Origin of the sequence: Sorangium sp. So ce363 (assembly GCF_051520435.1) — a bacterium.
Taxonomy (GTDB): Bacteria; Myxococcota_A; Polyangia; order Polyangiales; family Polyangiaceae; genus Sorangium; species Sorangium cellulosum_B.
In genome coordinates this window covers 7,898,263-7,913,075 of the sequence record NZ_CP150333.1, presented here as the reverse complement: position 1 = coordinate 7,913,075, position 14,813 = coordinate 7,898,263, and the positions used below count along the sequence as shown (strand labels likewise).

Here is a 14,813-nt window from a genome sequence, read left to right as displayed (position 1 = left end):
CCAGTGAAGACTCCCGGCTGGACACACCCGATGGCCGCCCTGCACAGCAGAACGCGGTCCCCGGACAAGGGCCAGCCACACGACGTCGTGGTGAAAGGCCTTATGCCGAGTGGCATGTTTCGTCGAGGTTTCGTCGACGTGAAATGTCGCCCGGCCGGCAGGCGCCGTGCGTTTTCCGCAGGCCGTTTGGATTTCTGGCCACAAAGCGCGTCGAGCGATCCATCGTTGTTCTCGTTCCGCTCGAGTTTTCGCCCCGGTTACGGCTCCGCTGTGATGCACCGCACGCGAGGGCGAGGGCGAGGCGCGCGGGGCGTCGAGCGTGGGGTCGTTGGGCGCGCACGCGCGGCCTCGCCCGGGGTCGTCACGCCCGATGTCGCTTGAGCCGACACGGTGTGGGGGGCTCTGGCCGCTGCGCGCACGAGCGCTGCGAGCTCCGGCGCTGTGGCGAGCTGTTGCGATGAGGTGTGCTCTCCAGTGCAGTAAAAAACTTGTATCAAGAGCGGTAGATGGCGAGTACACTGATAGATGCTGTCTGCGCCCTGTGCTCGGTCGACACGGAGGGCAGGCGGGGTGGAGCCTATGAGAAGCACGGATCATTTGCCCGGCGAGACGGATGGCCGATCCACGAGCGGCGGAGCGGCGCCGGACGGCGTCGCAGCCGGGCCGCGGGACGAGAATTCGGTGGTGATCTCCCTGAGCGCGCTGCTCGCGGTGGAGAAGGACGCCTCCACCAAGAGCGGCGCGCGGGCCGATCGCGGCCCGAGGAGCTCCGGGATGGAGGATAGCCACGGGTCCCCCGCAGGCGACGGAGAGCGCAGCAGCTACCTCGAGATCTTTCCGTTCGGCGTGCCTTCCGAGCTGCCGGCGTTCAGGCCGCCGGATCTCACGCCCGTGCCCTCCGAGGTCCCGATCGACCTGCGCCCGCCGCGCGCGCGGCGGGCCGCGGGCGTGCGCTACGGAATCGCGGGCGTCCTCGGGGCGGCGGTCGTCGCCAGCGCGGTGTGGCTCGGCGCCCCGCGCGAGACGCTCCAGGCGGCTGCGCAGCCCGGCGTGCGGCACGCGGCGAGCGCGGCGCTGGCGCTGCTGCCGAAGGTGGAGGCCAAGGCTGCGGCCGCGCCCGCCGAGGCGCCTCCGGCCACGAAGAAGAAGGGCGACAAGGCGCGCGAGCGCGGGGCGAAGGCCCCACCCGCCGCCGCAACCGGGGGCAAGGCGTCGGCGAAGCGCGCCGCGGAGAGCAGTGGACCGGCGACCGCCGCGCCGCCGGCGAGCCCGGGCGGCGCGCGTACAGCGGGCGACCCCTGCAAAGGCGACCTCGACTGCGCCATGCGGCGCGCCGCGGGCGGCTCGTAACACAGCCCGCGCAAGCAAAAGGGCCGAGAGCTCGCCGCCGCTCCATCGAGATCTCGATCGTTCGGAGCGCGACAGGCCACCAGCGAGCTCTGGTGGGCGCCTCCTGTCTCACCTCTGCCGTTGAGGTCGCCCGCGTGCCCAGCGCGTTCCCCTGGAGCAGGTTATCCACGCGGAGCCGCTTGATCTCCCGCACCTGCCCTGTGCTAGGGTCTGCTCCTGTTGCATAAAACTGCTGACAACCGATCTGTCCCGGTGGATTGCGCGCACATTGTGCAGAGACATGCGTGCTCCTCGCGCGACCGCTCGGGGCGCAGAGGCGCAGCTGTAGGCACGAAGCAGATACCATCACGTAAAATTCTGGTGTAGGAACAGCGCCCGGCGCCGACGGTGGCGTTGAAGTGCACAGGAAGCGTGGCCCGGCGACGTCGCTCGACGTGTAGTGCCGAGTTACGAGCCGCGCGGCGCGACCCTACTCGTCTGGAGGTGGATTCATGAAAGCTTTCGGTTTCGCAGCGATCCTGATCAGCGTGGGTATGATGGCGGCCTGTACGGTCACGAGCGGTGATGGCGACACGAGCGGCGACGGCGGCTCGGGCGCCTCGGGCTCGACCACCACCACGTCGTCGGCCACCACGGGCGAGGGCGGATCAGGCGGGACGGGCGAGGGCGGCTCGGGCACGGGCGGGGCCGAGGAGTGCTCCGACGCCGGGACCGAGAACGAGTGCTTGGACTGCTGTGATGAGACGTACGCGGAAGGGCTGGAGGCCCTCGGGATTCACGGGTTCGAGGCGTGCGGTTGCACGGCTGACGCCACGTGCGCCAGCGTGTGCGATACCACCGATGCCACGACCGACGTCTGCAACGATGACGGCACCATCAACCTGGATGCGAACAACGCCGACTGCGTGGCGTGCCTGAATGAGCTCGCCGAGGACGATGCCTGCATCGAGGCCGCCGCGGCCGCCTGCGAAGACGATGCGGAGTGCCTCCCGTACCTCGAGTGCCTGGGCACCTGCCAGTGATGGCTCTCAGGCGCCGAGCCGGCGTCGTGCGCCATCGATCCTGAGGTGATCCGAGCCGGCCGGGCAGGACAGGCGATCTCGACGAGATCGCCTGTCCTGTTTTGTCGCATACCGTCCTGCCGGCGACCATCGAGGGGCGCGCGTCGAGCGGCCCCCTGCGATGAGCGGTCCTGCCGGGTGCGAACCTGCCAGGGAGCGCCGGCGCCCTACGGCGAGAGCCGCACCACCAGGATGTCGGACCAGGTCGACTGCGCCGTGGCGCCGTCGAGGTCCACGCTGCCCTCCACGGTCCCGGCGAGCAGGGCGTGGCCGCGGTCCACGAACGACGCGACCCCCGCCGCGGACCGGCGCCCGCCGCTGCTCCCGGCGCCCGGGCCGAGCCGCTTGCTCCAGACGTGGCGCCCCCCGGCGTCGAACCGCGCCACGACGATGTCGCCGCCGCCGCCCGCGCCGTCGAGCGGCCCCCCGCCGAGGTGGGTCGGGCCATCGACGTCGCCCGCCAGGACGAGCCCGCCGTCCGCCTCGAGCGCGACGCGCGGCGGCCGCTCCGCGGGGTAAGCCCGGCTGAAGCGGTGCTCTCGCGCAGGCCCGAGCTCGGCCACGAACGCCGACATCCCCTCCGAGAACAGCTCGCCGCCGCCCAGATCGAGGATCCCGTCGAAGGTCCCGCTCAGCGCGATCTCGCCGCCCGGCCCGATCTCGATGTCGCCGCCGCGCTGCAGGCGGCCGTCTCCGAAGGCCAGCGACGCGACGTGCTCGCCGCCCTCGTCGAGCTTGGCCAGGAACACGTCGCTCATCCCCCTGGACAGGAGCCGGGGCGCGTCGTCGCCGAGCTGGAGCTCGCCGTCGAAGGTCCCTGTCATGACCACATCCCCGCGCGGGTCCACCGCCACACCCGTCGGCTCCTGGTTCCCCGCGCCGCGGAACTCCCGCCTCCAGAGGAGCTCGCCCGACGTGTCGAGCTTGGCCACCGCCACGTCGGTCCCGCCGGGGTCCATCAGCGTCGACACGACCACGAACTCGCCCCGCGCCGAGGCCGCGATGTCCTGCGGCCTGCCGAGGAGCATCGCGCTCCACTGCGGCTCGCCCAAGTCGTCCAGCTTGATCACGAACCCCAGCGGCGCGTCGGCCGTGAGCCCCACGTCGTTCATCTTCCCCACGAGCTCGCCCGTGATCGCGACATGGCCGTCGAGATCCACCGCGAGCGCCTGCAGCGAGCCTCGCCCCTCGGTGACGAACCGACGTATCCACGCCACGGTGCCGCCCGGATCGAGCCGCGCGACGAAGACGTCCTGCTCGGCGCCGGTCGCGAACTGCCCTGCGCCGAGATCGAGGGAGCCCGCGAACTCGCCGCCCAGGATCGCGGAGCCCCCGGGGCCCGCCGCGAGCGCGCGCGCCCGCTCCTGGCCTGCGCCGCCGAGGAGGGCGCCGAGCGGTCCGCCGGGGAGCACCGCGCCGCAGTCCCATCCGCCGTTGCAGTCCTCGTCGGCCGGCGTGCTGCAGTCCTCGACCCGCGGCGTGACCTCGCCGGCGCAGGCGCCCCACCGGCTGTCGAGCCCGCACGTCCGCCGGCCGGCGCGGCACGCGCCGACGCCCACGGTGCCCGGCGGTCCTCCGTACGGGCACGGCTCGACGGTCCCGGGGGCGCAGGCGCAGACGGCGCTGCCGCCGTCGGCCGCGGGATCCTCTGGCCGGCCGCCGTCGCGGTCCGCCTCGTCGATCGCGCCGTCGCAGTCGTCGTCGGCCGCGTTGCCGCAGCGCTCCGGCGCAGGCGTCACCTCGCCCTCGCAGGGGCCGTAGCCGTCGCCGGCGGCGTTGCACCGCATGAGGCCGGTCTGGCAGGCGCCGACCCCCTCGGTCGCCGGCGGCCCGCTGTAGCAGGCGATGGTCGAGAGCGGCGCGCAGCCCTCCTCCACGAGGATGCCGTCCTCGAGCCCGAGCAGCGCGTTGCAGCCGGCGCAGCCGAGCGCCACGAGGGTGAACCGCAGGCCGAGCCCGGTCGTGCCGCGCGCGCCCACGTCAATAACTCCCGCCCACGACGAGGGAGAACCCGCCGGGGCCGGCGGCGGCCGCCGCCGTGGCGCGGCGCGAGGGCGGGCCGGCGGCGCTGGGCGGGGCCGTCCAGAGGAGCAGGCCGGCCGCGAGCAGCGCGGCGGTGCCGGTCGAGAACGCGATCGTCGAGGCGGTGCCGGCCTCCTGCGCGTCCTCGCGCAGCGAGACCCCGACGGCGTCGCAGCGGCTCCGGGCGTCGCAGTGGCCGCGGTTCGAGGCGTCCCTGCGGGCGATCGCCTCGGCGCCGAACACGGCGCCAAGGCCGAGCCCGACGAGGCCGGCGCCGCCGGTCACGAGCGCGATCACGCGCTGCGCGCGCCCGGCGCCGGCGCCGCCTCCGCGGTCGTCGAGCGGCAGGACGGGAGGCACCTGCGTCCTCTGGCCTTTCGGCGCGGCGGCGAGCGCGCGCGGGAGCGGCTCTTGCGCCAGGAGGAGGGGCACGTCGATGACGACGCCCGCGCCGTCGGGTGGGACGACGCGCTCGACCGACCAGCGCTTCCTGCCGGGCGCCTGCGCCTCGATCGTGTGCGTCCCCGGGTCGACCGGGAGCGCCTGTCCCCACTGGGAGGGCAGGAGCAGCACGCCGTTGCGGCGGATCTCGAGCCCCGGCGCGGCGCTCCCGGGGGGCACGGCGATCGCCATCCGCGAGAGCCGCGGCTCGAGCGCCGCCGCGAGCGCGGTCGCGCGCGCGGCGCGGGGGTCTCCCGCGCTCTTCGCGATGGCCGCGGTCTCGCTGAAGACGTTCCAGGCGCCCGCGGTCCTGCCTGTGCGCGCGAGGCACTCGCCGAGCCGCAGGAGGAGGTTGAGGGCGGTTGGATCGAGCGTCCGGCCCTGCTCGAGCATGGCACACGCCTCGGCGATGCGGCCCGCCTCGAGCAGGCGCGTCGCGGCCTGATAGAGCGCGAGCACCTGCTCCTTGTGTCCGCCCGGCTGTCCCGGGTTGGGGTTGGGCTGTCCCAGGTTGGGCAGGTTGGGCTGTCCCGGGTTGGGCTGTCCCGGGTTGGGCTGTCCCAGCCGTCCCGGGTTGGGGTTGGGCTGTCCCAGGTTGGGCTGTGCCAGGTTGGGGCTCGTCTGTGCCGTGTCGGACTGCGCCGAACCGGGCTCGCCGGCCTGGCCGCCCGCCGGCGCGAGCGACAGCGACACGGCCGCGAGGGCGGAAGCGAGCCCGCGCGGGCGCGAGCAGCAGGGGATCTTCGGCAGGGCTCCTCGGGGCATGGCGATCACCACGGGCTGTCCGGCGCGCCCGCCGGCGTCGCCGCTTCAGCGCCGCTGCCGGGCGCTGCCACGAGGGACGGCGCGCCCGCCGCCGCGCCCCGGACGGGCGCCGGCGCATCCGCCGCCGTCCGCACCGCGGCGCCAGCGGCGGGCGCCGGTGAGGACCCGGACGTGTGCACCCCGCGCGCCAGCGCGCGCTGCGGACTCCCCGCGTTCGCCCGCGCAGGCGGCGCGGCCCTCGTGGACAGGACGGCGCCGGCTCCGCTGTGCGCGGCCGGGCGCGCGGCTCTGGCGTCGGCCTGGGGCGCGTCGCACGCGCTGGCAGCGCCGTCGTGCAGCGCACCTTCGGCCGCGTCATCGGGCCCCTGGAACGACCTGGCTGCCACCGCGTTCCCCTTCGGCTCCGCGGCGAGCCCCTGCGGCACGCCCGCGAGGTGCTGGGCACCGGCGCCGTCGGCCCAGGTCAATCCCGCTGCCCGCGGCCACCCGGGCGACAGCAGGATCGCGGCCAGCGTGGCGCTCGCGGAGACCGCGCCGGCCGTGGCCGCCAGCCAGGTTCGCCTGGGGCGGCGGCCCTCGCGCCTCGTCTCGGCCGGCCCGGAGGACGTCGTGGGCGGCCGAACGGAGGTCGCGGCCGGCCGAGCGGAGGCCGTGGGCGGCCGCGCGGCGGTCGTGGGCGGCCCATCGTCCAGCCACGTGAACGTCGGTTGGCTCCGGTGCACCCCCGTGGGCAGCGTCGCGTCGGGCGCTCCGCGCAGCGCGAACGGCGCGAGCGCGGCGGCGAGCTCGCGGGCCGAGGCCGGGCGGCGCGTCCGGTCCTTCTCGAGGCAGCGCATCACGATCTCCTCGAACCCCTCGGGCAGATCGGCGCACGCGCTCCGGAGCGGCCGGGGCGCCTTCTCCGACACGACCAGCACGAACTGCTCCAGCGTCTCCGCGCCGAACGGCAGCGTGCCGCTCACGAGCTGGTACAGCACGACCCCGAGCGCCCACAGATCCGCGCGCAGATCGATGTCCTTGGGCGTCAGCATCTGCTCTGGCGCCATGTAGCGGCGGGAACCCATGACCGACCGCGCCGTCGTCATCTCGAGCCCGTCGTGCTCCGGCTTCGCGCTCATGAACTTCGCGACGCCGAAGTCGAGCACCTTGAGGAGCGGCGTGCCGTCGGTCCGGTACGTCAGGAACAGGTTCGCGGGCTTGAGGTCCCGGTGCACCATCCCGAGCGCGTGCGCCTCCGTCAGGGCAACGCAGGCCTGACGGACGTACTCCGCCGCCTCCTCGACCGGCAGCCGCCCGCGGCGCTCCAGGATCGAGCGGAGATCGTTGCCCGAGAGGTGCTCCATCACGATGTACGGCACCGGCAGCGCCATCCCCGGCCTCGGGGCGAGCGCGCCCAGGTCGTAGATCCGCGGCACGTGCTCCGTCTTCATCCGGAACATCCCGCGCGCCTCGCGCTGGAACCGCCTCAGCAGCGCCGCGTTGCCGCAGTGCTCCGGCCGCATGAATTTGACGGCCACCAGCTCGCCCAGCGACAGGTGCCGCGCCGCGACGACGGCCCCCATCCCGCCGATGCCAAGAGGCCGCTCGACCCGGTAGCGGTCTGCGATGACCTCGCCGCAGTGCACGGGCACCACTCCCTCTTCATCGCTCACCACGCGCCCCCCCACTCCGTCGCTCTGAGCTTGCAGACCGGCGAGCCACGATTCCGGACCGGATGGTTCCTTGCAGGGCCACGCTCGACGCGCTCGCCGCAGGGTGTCTGGTGAGATTCGATTCTCCGGAGAGGCGATACGTCGCGTCGTCTGTCGAATTTTCCGGCGCTCCTGTGGGCGCGTGGAGGTGCGCTTCATCTGCTGAGGGCGATCCGAGGGCGCCTCCGCCCTGCACGCGTCGTCGCGCCGGAGGCCGTGATGGGTCGCGCCGAACGCCGCGTTGGATTGAAGTGTCCCGGTTCCTTTCTGCCGTCCTCCGCGATACATACGTGCCGTGTCTGCCTCTCCCGCCCTGGTCTGCCGCGGCCTGGTCAAGCGTTATGGGGACGTCGTGGCCGTGAACGGGCTCGACCTCGAGGTGCAGCGCGGCGAGTGTTTCGGCCTGCTCGGCCCGAACGGCGCGGGCAAGACGACCACGGTGGAGATCCTCGAGGGGCTGACCCGCCCCGACGCCGGCGAGGTCGAGGTGCTGGGCGAGCGCTGGGTGGGGGACGGCATCGCGCTGCGCGCCCGGCTCGGCATCCAGCTCCAGGAGACGCGCTTCCCGGACAAGCTCCGGGTCGGCGAGGTGATCGCGCTGTTCCGCAGCTTCTACCCGCGCGGCATCGAGCCGGAGCAGGCGCTGCGCCGCGTGGCCTTGCAGGAAAAGTCGAGCGCGTTCGTGCGCACGCTGTCGGGCGGGCAGAAGCAGCGGCTGTCGCTCGCCTGCGCGCTCGCGGGCGATCCGGAGGTGCTGTTCCTCGACGAGCCGAGCACCGGCCTCGACCCCGCGTCGCGCCGTCAGATATGGGCCATCGTCGAGGATCTGAAGGCCCGCGGCCGCACGATCCTCCTGACCACGCACTACATGGAGGAGGCCGCGCGCCTCTGCGACCGCGTGGGGATCGTCGATCGCGGGCGGCTGCTCTCGCTCGGCACGCCGGCGGCGCTCGTCGCCTCGCTCGGCGCCGAGCACGTCGTGGAGGTCGAGGTGGACGCGGAGATCGCCGAGGAGGAGCTCATGGGGCTGCCGGGCGTGGAGGCCGTGCGCTCCGCGCAGGGGGCGCTCCGGCTGACGGTGCGCGACGTCGCGCGCGTGATCCCGCCGCTGCTCGCGCTCTGCGCGGCGCGCGGGGCCACGCCGAAGCGGCTCGCGACGCACCACGCGAGCCTGGAGGACGTGTTCATGGCGCTCGCCGGGCGGACGCTCGCGGACGACGAGGCCGCGTGATGGCGCGCTGGCTCCGCTCCCTGCGCGCCTCGTCGCTCGCGCTCCTCATCCGGGCGCGGGTCGTCGAGTTCCTGCGCGAGCCCGAGGCGATCTTCTGGATGTTCGTGTTCCCGATCCTGCTCTCGTCGGCGCTGGCCGTCGCGTTCAGGGACCAGCCCGCGGAGCCCGTGCGGGTGAGCGTCGAGGAGGGCGCCGGGGCCGAGCCGCGGCGCGCGGCGCTCGAGGCGTCGGGGCAGGTCGTCCCGCGGGTGGTCCCGCGGGCGCAGGCGCAGCAGGAGCTCCGGACGGGCAAGGTCGCGCTGGTCGTGCTCGCCACCGATCCGCCCACGTACTGGTTCGATCCGGCGCGGCCGGAGAGCCGCCTCGCCCGGCTCGAGGTGGACCAGGCGCTCCAGCGCGCGGCCGGGCGCGCCGACGCCTTCCGCCCGGCCGCGCTCGAGGTGACCGAGGCCGAGAGGGGCTCCCGCTACGTCGATTTCCTGGTGCCCGGGCTGCTCGGCATGAACGTGATGTTGACCGGGATCTGGGGGATCGGGGTCGCGATCGTGCAGCAGCGCATCGGCAAGCTCCTGAAGCTGTTCGTCGCGGCGCCCATGCCGCGGTGGCAGCTCCTCGCGTCGCACCTCGGCGCGCGGCTCGTGTTCCTGGCGCTCGAGGTCGTGGCCCTGCTCCTGTTCGCGGCCCTCGTGCTCGGCGTGCCGATCGCCGGCTCGCTCGCTGCGCTCGCGCTGGTCGCCGTGGTCGGCGCGCTGGCGTTCGCCGGGGTCGGCCTGCTCATCGCGGCGCGGCCGCGGACCCTCGAGGGCATCTCGGGCCTGGGCAACCTCGTCACGTTCCCGATGTGGATCTGCTCCGGCGTCTTCTTCTCGGCCGATCGCTTCCCCGACGCGATCCAGCCTTTCGTCCAGGCCTTGCCCCTCACCGCGCTGAACGACGCGCTCCGGGGCGTGATGCTCGAGGGGGCGCCGCTCGCCGCGATCGCGCCCGAGCTCGCGCTGCTCGTCGTCTGGGGCGTCGCGACCTTCGCGCTCGCCCTCAAGCTCTTCCGCTGGGAGTAGCCGCCGCGCCGCGGCCAACGCCAACGGGCCACGGTGCGTGAGCTCACCGGCGCACGCTGTGCGCCAATCGCTCCATCGCTCCGCGAGCATGTCAGTCAACCTGCGTCGTGGTGGCGGCGCAGTCCTCGTCAGGCTCGCATGCTCCTACCGTGTGTCCATATTTCTGTTCAGGACATTGACCTTCGCATGACCGAGCTGTACTCGGCGGGGGCGCCGGGGGAGCCCATCAACACCTGGCTCATCCCCAGGCGGAACGGGCTCGTGATGTACTGGCCCAGCCACACGAACTACATCGATCAGGTCGACACGACCGTCGATTTCGTCAACTCGGAGTGGACGACGCTCGCGCTCCCGGCGAACAACCCGGAAGGAAAGCCGCGCTGGACGCCGACGAGCTACGACCCGGGGGCACGCGAGTGGATGGTGAGCGTCGTGGTGCCGTTCTTCCGCGACGGGGTGTTCGCGGGGAGCGCCGGGCACGATGTCACGGTCAACGCGGTGATGGACAGCTTCCGGGAGCTCTCGCTGTATCCGGGGACGGAGCACGCCCTCGTGAGGGGCGAGGGGACGGTGCTCGTCTCGAGCGTGCACCAGGACAAGATCCACGGGAGCAAAGGCACGCTGACGGTCGACTCCATCGGCGACGACGATCTCAAGCGCGCGTTCGAGGCGGCGAAGCGCGACGACGCCGCGGCGGCGCACGTGGTCGGCCGCACGGATCAGCGCGTGATCGTGGCGGCGCGCATCGCGGCGCCGGACTGATTTCCCGTCGTTCTTGAACGCGACGGCCGAGATCTGCCGGATCCGCGCGGAGCAGAAGGCGATCGCGTTCGTGTTCAAGCCCGGCCCCACGCTGCCCGAGGGGGTGCGCGCCGACCAGCGGCGCCTGCGTCAGATCCTGCTCAATCTGCTCGGCAACGCCATCAAGTTCACCGAGAACGGGAGCGTCACCTTCACGGTCGTGGAGGTGCCCGGCGGGCCACACGGCGCGCGCAAGGATCTCCCGGAGGACGGCGCGAGCCCCGAATCGCGGACCAAGACGCACAGGATACGATTCCAGATCGAGGACACGGGGACCGGCATCGGCGCCGAACACCTGGACCAGATATTCCTGCCCTTCAAGCAGGTCGGAGACAAGAGTCGCCACCGCGAGGGCACCGGGCTCGGGCTGGCGATCAGCCAGCGCATCGTCACGCTGATGGGCAGCTCCATCCAGGTCAGGAGCGAGCTCGGGAAGGGCAGCGTCTTCTGGATGGACCTGGCGCTCGCCGAGGCGCCCGACTGGACGGACACCGTGAGGCGCACGGAGCAGGGGCAGATCGTCGGCTACAAGGGCTCGCGACGGAGGCTCCTCGTGGTGGACGACAAGCCGGAGAACCGCGCCGTGGTCATCAGCATGCTCGCGACCCTCGGGTTCGAGCTGGCGGAGGCGAACGACGGCCAGGAGGGCCTGGACAGGACGGCGAGCGAGAGGTTCGATCTGATCATCACCGATCTCGCGATGCCCGTGCTCGACGGCTGGGAGATGATGCGCCGCATGCGCAAGGCGCCCGAGCTCGCAGGGACGGTGATCATCGCGTCTTCCGCAAGCGCGTTCATCACCGACCAGGACAAGAGCCTGGAAGCGGGCGCGGACGATTTCCTGGCCAAGCCGCTGCAGATGGATGAGCTGCTCGAGAAGCTGCAGCGACACCTCAAGCTGGAGTGGATCTACGAGCGGCAGGACGGCGCCAGCGAGGAGACGGAGCCGAGCCCAAGCTCGGGTGTGACCAGCATCCGCGATGTCGTCCTGCCCTCGGACGAGGACCTCAAGGCCTTGCGCGATCTCGCGCGCAAGGGGCTCGTCAATCACATCCAGAAATACCAGCTGCTGCGCGCCGGTGCCGAACGACGAGAGCAAGAAGAGCCTGGCGCAACCGCTGCAGATGGCCGTGACGCGCAACGGCGCGACCCTGTATGTCGCGGCGCTCGGCTCGGACAAGATCGGCGTCTTCGACACCGCGAAGCTCGAGAACGACACGTTCGTGCCCAGCGCCGCGAACCAGATCCGCGTCCCTGGAGGCGGGCCGACGGGCCTCGTCCTCGATGAAGACAGGCACCGTCTCTACGTGCTCGCGCGCTTCGATAACGCGATCTCGGTCATCGACACCCGGACCCGCCGCGAGGTCGCGCACGTGCCGATGCACAACCCGGAGCCTCCGAGCGTCGTCCGGGGGCGCCGCGTCCTCTATGACGCGTCGCGGAGCTCGAGCCACGGCGACTCGTCCTGCGCGAGCTGCCATATCTTCGGCGATTTCGACAGCCTCTCGTGGGACCTCGGGAACCCGGACGGCACCGCGCTGGAGAACCCGGGGCCGTTCTGTACCGATCTCTTCGGCCAGGATACGAGCTTGCACCCGATGAAGGGGCCGATGACGACCCAGAGCCTGCGCGGCATGGCGAACCACGGGCCGATGCACTGGCGCGGCGACCGCACGGGCGGCCATGATGCGCCCACGTCGCAGCCGGACAGCGGGGTCTTCGATGAGCGGGCGGCGTTCAAGAAATTCAGCGTATCGTTCGTCGATCTGCTCGGGCGAGACGAGACGATCCCGGAGGAGGAGATGGACGATTTCACGGACTTCATCCTCCAGGTCACGTATCCACCCAACCCCATCCGCGCGCTCGACGACTCGCTCACGCCCGATCAGAGCGCGGGGCGCGACTTCTTCGGGGGGCCCGTGTCGAGCGTCCTCGGCGCCTCGTGCATCGGGTGCCACGCCGTCGATCCCGACGCCAACCCCGACGACTTCGCGCCGGGCTTCTTCGGCAGCGACGGCGGATCGGCCAACGCCAACGAGACCCAGCTCTTCAAGGTCCCGCACCTGCGCAATCAGTACCAGAAGGTCGGGATGTTCGGCATGGCGGAGTCGTTCGTGTTCCCGTTCGGCGGCTCCAACGCGCACATGGGCGATCAGGTCCGCGGCTTTGGCTTTCTCCACGACGGCGCCGTCGATACGCTCGTCCGCTTCAACGCGTTCTCCGATTTCGTCCAGACGCCGGAGAACCCCGGCGGCTTCCCCGTCGACCCCGACGGGGAGCTCCTGAAGCGCCAGGTGGCGGAGTACATGCTGGCGCTGGAGTCGAACCTCAAGCCCATCGTGGGCCAGCAGATCACGCTCACGTCGTCGAGCGCGGCCGTGGCCGGCCCGCGCGTCGATCTGCTCGTGGCGCGCGCCGACGCCGGCGACTGTGATCTCGTGGTCAAGGGCTGGTCACATGGGGACGAGCTGGGCTTTCTGTACACCGGCAATGGCCGTTTCGACGCCGACCGCGCGCGCGCGCCGCGGCGGTGGGACGGCGAGCTCCGCTGGCTGGCCACGAGAGGCGGCGGCGAGCTGACGTATACCTGCGTGCCGCCCGGGTCGGGCGAGCGCATCGGCGTCGACCGCGACGGCGACGGCTTCCGCGACGGTGACGAGCGGGACGCCGGCAGCGACCCGGCCGACCCGGAGAGCGTTCCGCGACGCGGACCGCACGGACCGCACCCGTGGCCGCATCGCTGAGCGGAGCGATCGCGCCTGCGCGCTCACCCGCCCATCGACCGATGAGCTGCCGCGGACGGGTGCTTCCCTGACAGCAATGCTTCCGCAGCGCTGGTGATCCGTTGCTGCCCTCGCAGCACGTCGCGGGGGCAGGGGAGGGGCGGCGCTTCGATCTCCGCCGCTGCGCCCGTGGCTCCGGCGCCGGGCACGGCGCTTGCGCTCTGGGGGTGGTGATCGCGTGCGGCGGTCGCGCGGCGACGTGCCCGCGCGCGCACGTGAAGGACCGAGACCGAGGACACCCCATGAGCGACAATCAGCGGAAGATCCGTTTGGGCGCCTTTTTGCCTGGCGCAGGCCACCACGTGGCGGCCTGGCGGCACCCGCAGGCGCAGGCGGACGGAGGCATCAACTTCGCGCATTACAAGCGCATTGCGCAGGCGGCGGAGCGGGCCAAGTTCGACGCCGTATTCCTGGCGGACGGGCTCGCCTTGCAGAACCGGCCCGGAGCGCAGGGCCGCACTGCTTATGGGGCCAGCTTCGAACCGGTCACCTTGTTCTCCGCGCTCGCGGTCGTCACCGAGCGCATCGGCTTCATCGCCACCGCGTCCACCACGTACGAGGAGCCTTACCTGCTGGCCCGCAAGTTCGCCTCGCTGGACCATATCAGCCAGGGGCGGGCAGGCTGGAACGTGGTCACCACCGGCGGGGGCGAGGCGGCGGGGAACTTCGGGCTCGACGCCCACCCCGACCATGCGCAGCGCTACGTCCGGGCGCGCGAGTTCGTCGACGTGGTCACCGGCCTGTGGGACAGCTGGGAGGACGACGCCTTCCTCCGCGACAAGGCGTCCGGGGCTTACTACGATCCGGCAAAGCTGCACACGCTCGATCACAAGGGGAAGTTCTTCTCTGTTCGAGGGCCGCTCAACATCCCGCGTCCACCCCAGGGACACCCGGTGATCGTTCAGGCGGGATCGTCGGAGGCGGGCAGGGAGCTCGCGGCCGAGACCGCCGAGGTGATCTTCACCGCGCAGCAGACGCTGGAAGACGCGCAGGCCTTCTACGCCGACGTCAAAGGCCGGATGGCCAAGTATGGGCGGCACCCCGACCAGCTGAAGATCATGCCGGGGGTGTTCCCCGTGGTCGCCAGGACGGAGTCGGAGGCCAGGGCGAAGTACCAGGAGCTGCAGGACCTCATCCTGCCGGAGGTCGGGCTATCGCTGCTCTCGGGCCTGTCGGGCGGGGTCGATCTGTCCGCGTATCCTGTGGATGGGCCGCTCCCCGAGCTGCCCGAGACCAACAACAACAAGAGCCGGCAAGCGCTGATGTTCGACATCGCGCGCAAGCGCAATCTCTCCATCCGGGAGCTCTACCTCTGGGTGGCTGGGGCGCGCGGGCACTGGACGATCGTGGGCTCGGTGGAGCAGATCGCGGATCAGCTGGAGGCGTGGTTCACCCAGGGCGGCGCCGACGGGTTCAACGTGATGCCGCCGTGGCTCCCGGGCGGGCTGGACGACTTCGTCGAGCTGGTGATCCCGGAGCTGCGGCGGCGGGGGTTGTTCCGAACGGAGTACGAGGGCCGCACGCTGCGGGAGAACCTTGGGCTGGCGCGGCCGGTGAACCGCCACGTGGCCACCGCGAAGCCGCGGGCGTCGGCGGCCTGAAGGCGCCGC

The 14,813-nt window shown here is 72.2% G+C and carries 9 protein-coding genes and 2 pseudogenes; 8 read left to right on the top strand and 3 right to left on the bottom strand.

Translation table 11 applies throughout. The features are described from left to right. The first annotated feature begins 579 nt into the window (after nt 1-579). Together WMF12_RS29575 and WMF12_RS29570 are read left to right on the top strand one after the other, a co-directional pair. Nucleotides 580-1,350, top strand: a complete 771-nt coding sequence (locus WMF12_RS29575) for a hypothetical protein (RefSeq protein ID WP_437850798.1) — start codon at nt 580-582, stop codon at nt 1,348-1,350. A gap of 491 nt (nt 1,351-1,841) precedes the next feature. Next, entirely contained in the window at nt 1,842-2,372 is a 531-nt protein-coding gene (locus WMF12_RS29570; RefSeq protein ID WP_437740037.1) for a hypothetical protein, read from the top strand. Between the two features lie 206 nt (nt 2,373-2,578). Here WMF12_RS29570 and WMF12_RS29565 read toward each other — a convergent pair whose 3' ends face one another. From WMF12_RS29565 to WMF12_RS29555, 3 genes are read right to left on the bottom strand one after another with little or no spacing between them, the layout of a single operon-like run. Beyond that, nucleotides 2,579-4,390: a hypothetical protein gene (locus WMF12_RS29565; RefSeq protein ID WP_437850797.1), complete on the bottom strand. Its 1,812-nt coding sequence runs from the start codon at nt 4,388-4,390 to the stop codon at nt 2,579-2,581. A 1-nt stretch (nt 4,391) separates the two neighbouring features. After that, entirely contained in the window at nt 4,392-5,639 is a 1,248-nt protein-coding gene (locus WMF12_RS29560; protein ID WP_437850795.1) for a tetratricopeptide repeat protein, read from the bottom strand. A gap of 5 nt (nt 5,640-5,644) precedes the next feature. Continuing rightward, the gene (locus WMF12_RS29555; RefSeq protein ID WP_437850793.1) at nt 5,645-7,291 is read right to left on the bottom strand and encodes a protein kinase domain-containing protein; all 1,647 of its coding nucleotides are present in this window, start codon (nt 7,289-7,291) and stop codon (nt 5,645-5,647) included. A 334-nt stretch (nt 7,292-7,625) separates the two neighbouring features. Here WMF12_RS29555 and WMF12_RS29550 point away from each other — a divergent pair, with 334 nt between their 5' ends. The 6 genes and pseudogenes from WMF12_RS29550 (at nt 7,626) to WMF12_RS29525 (ending at nt 14,804) form a co-directional block, all read left to right on the top strand. Beyond that, on the top strand, nt 7,626-8,561 hold the full coding sequence (locus WMF12_RS29550) for an ATP-binding cassette domain-containing protein (RefSeq protein ID WP_437850792.1): 936 nt from the start codon (nt 7,626-7,628) through the stop codon (nt 8,559-8,561). Beyond that, nucleotides 8,561-9,619, top strand: coding sequence for an ABC transporter permease (locus WMF12_RS29545; protein ID WP_437850790.1), 1,059 nt, complete (start codon nt 8,561-8,563; stop codon nt 9,617-9,619). The genes WMF12_RS29550 and WMF12_RS29545 overlap by 1 nt, the downstream gene beginning before the upstream one ends. Nucleotides 9,620-9,805: 186 nt before the next feature. Further along, a complete protein-coding gene (locus WMF12_RS29540; protein ID WP_437850788.1) occupies nt 9,806-10,381 on the top strand; it encodes a cache domain-containing protein in 576 nt (191 codons plus the stop codon). A gap of 70 nt (nt 10,382-10,451) precedes the next feature. After that, nucleotides 10,452-11,291: pseudogene (locus tag WMF12_RS29535) on the top strand (ATP-binding protein); the annotation flags it as partial. Between the two features lie 190 nt (nt 11,292-11,481). Further along, nucleotides 11,482-13,164: pseudogene (locus WMF12_RS29530) on the top strand (hypothetical protein); the annotation flags it as partial. Nucleotides 13,165-13,445: 281 nt separating this feature from the next. Beyond that, nucleotides 13,446-14,804, top strand: a complete 1,359-nt coding sequence (locus WMF12_RS29525) for an LLM class flavin-dependent oxidoreductase (protein ID WP_437850786.1) — start codon at nt 13,446-13,448, stop codon at nt 14,802-14,804. The last annotated feature ends 9 nt before the right edge of the window (nt 14,805-14,813 follow it).

What these genes read in the sequence shown, in the direction of transcription:
- WMF12_RS29545 (WP_437850790.1), top strand. Translation starts at nt 8,561, where the DNA reads ATGGCGCGCTGGCTCCGCTCCCTGCGCGCCTCGTCGCTCGCGCTCCTC.
- WMF12_RS29570 (WP_437740037.1), top strand. Translation starts at nt 1,842, where the DNA reads ATGAAAGCTTTCGGTTTCGCAGCGATCCTGATCAGCGTGGGTATGATG.
- WMF12_RS29525 (WP_437850786.1), top strand. Translation starts at nt 13,446, where the DNA reads ATGAGCGACAATCAGCGGAAGATCCGTTTGGGCGCCTTTTTGCCTGGC.
- WMF12_RS29540 (WP_437850788.1), top strand. Translation starts at nt 9,806, where the DNA reads ATGACCGAGCTGTACTCGGCGGGGGCGCCGGGGGAGCCCATCAACACC.
- WMF12_RS29575 (WP_437850798.1), top strand. Translation starts at nt 580, where the DNA reads ATGAGAAGCACGGATCATTTGCCCGGCGAGACGGATGGCCGATCCACG.
- WMF12_RS29560 (WP_437850795.1), bottom strand. Translation starts at nt 5,639, where the DNA reads ATGCCCCGAGGAGCCCTGCCGAAGATCCCCTGCTGCTCGCGCCCGCGC.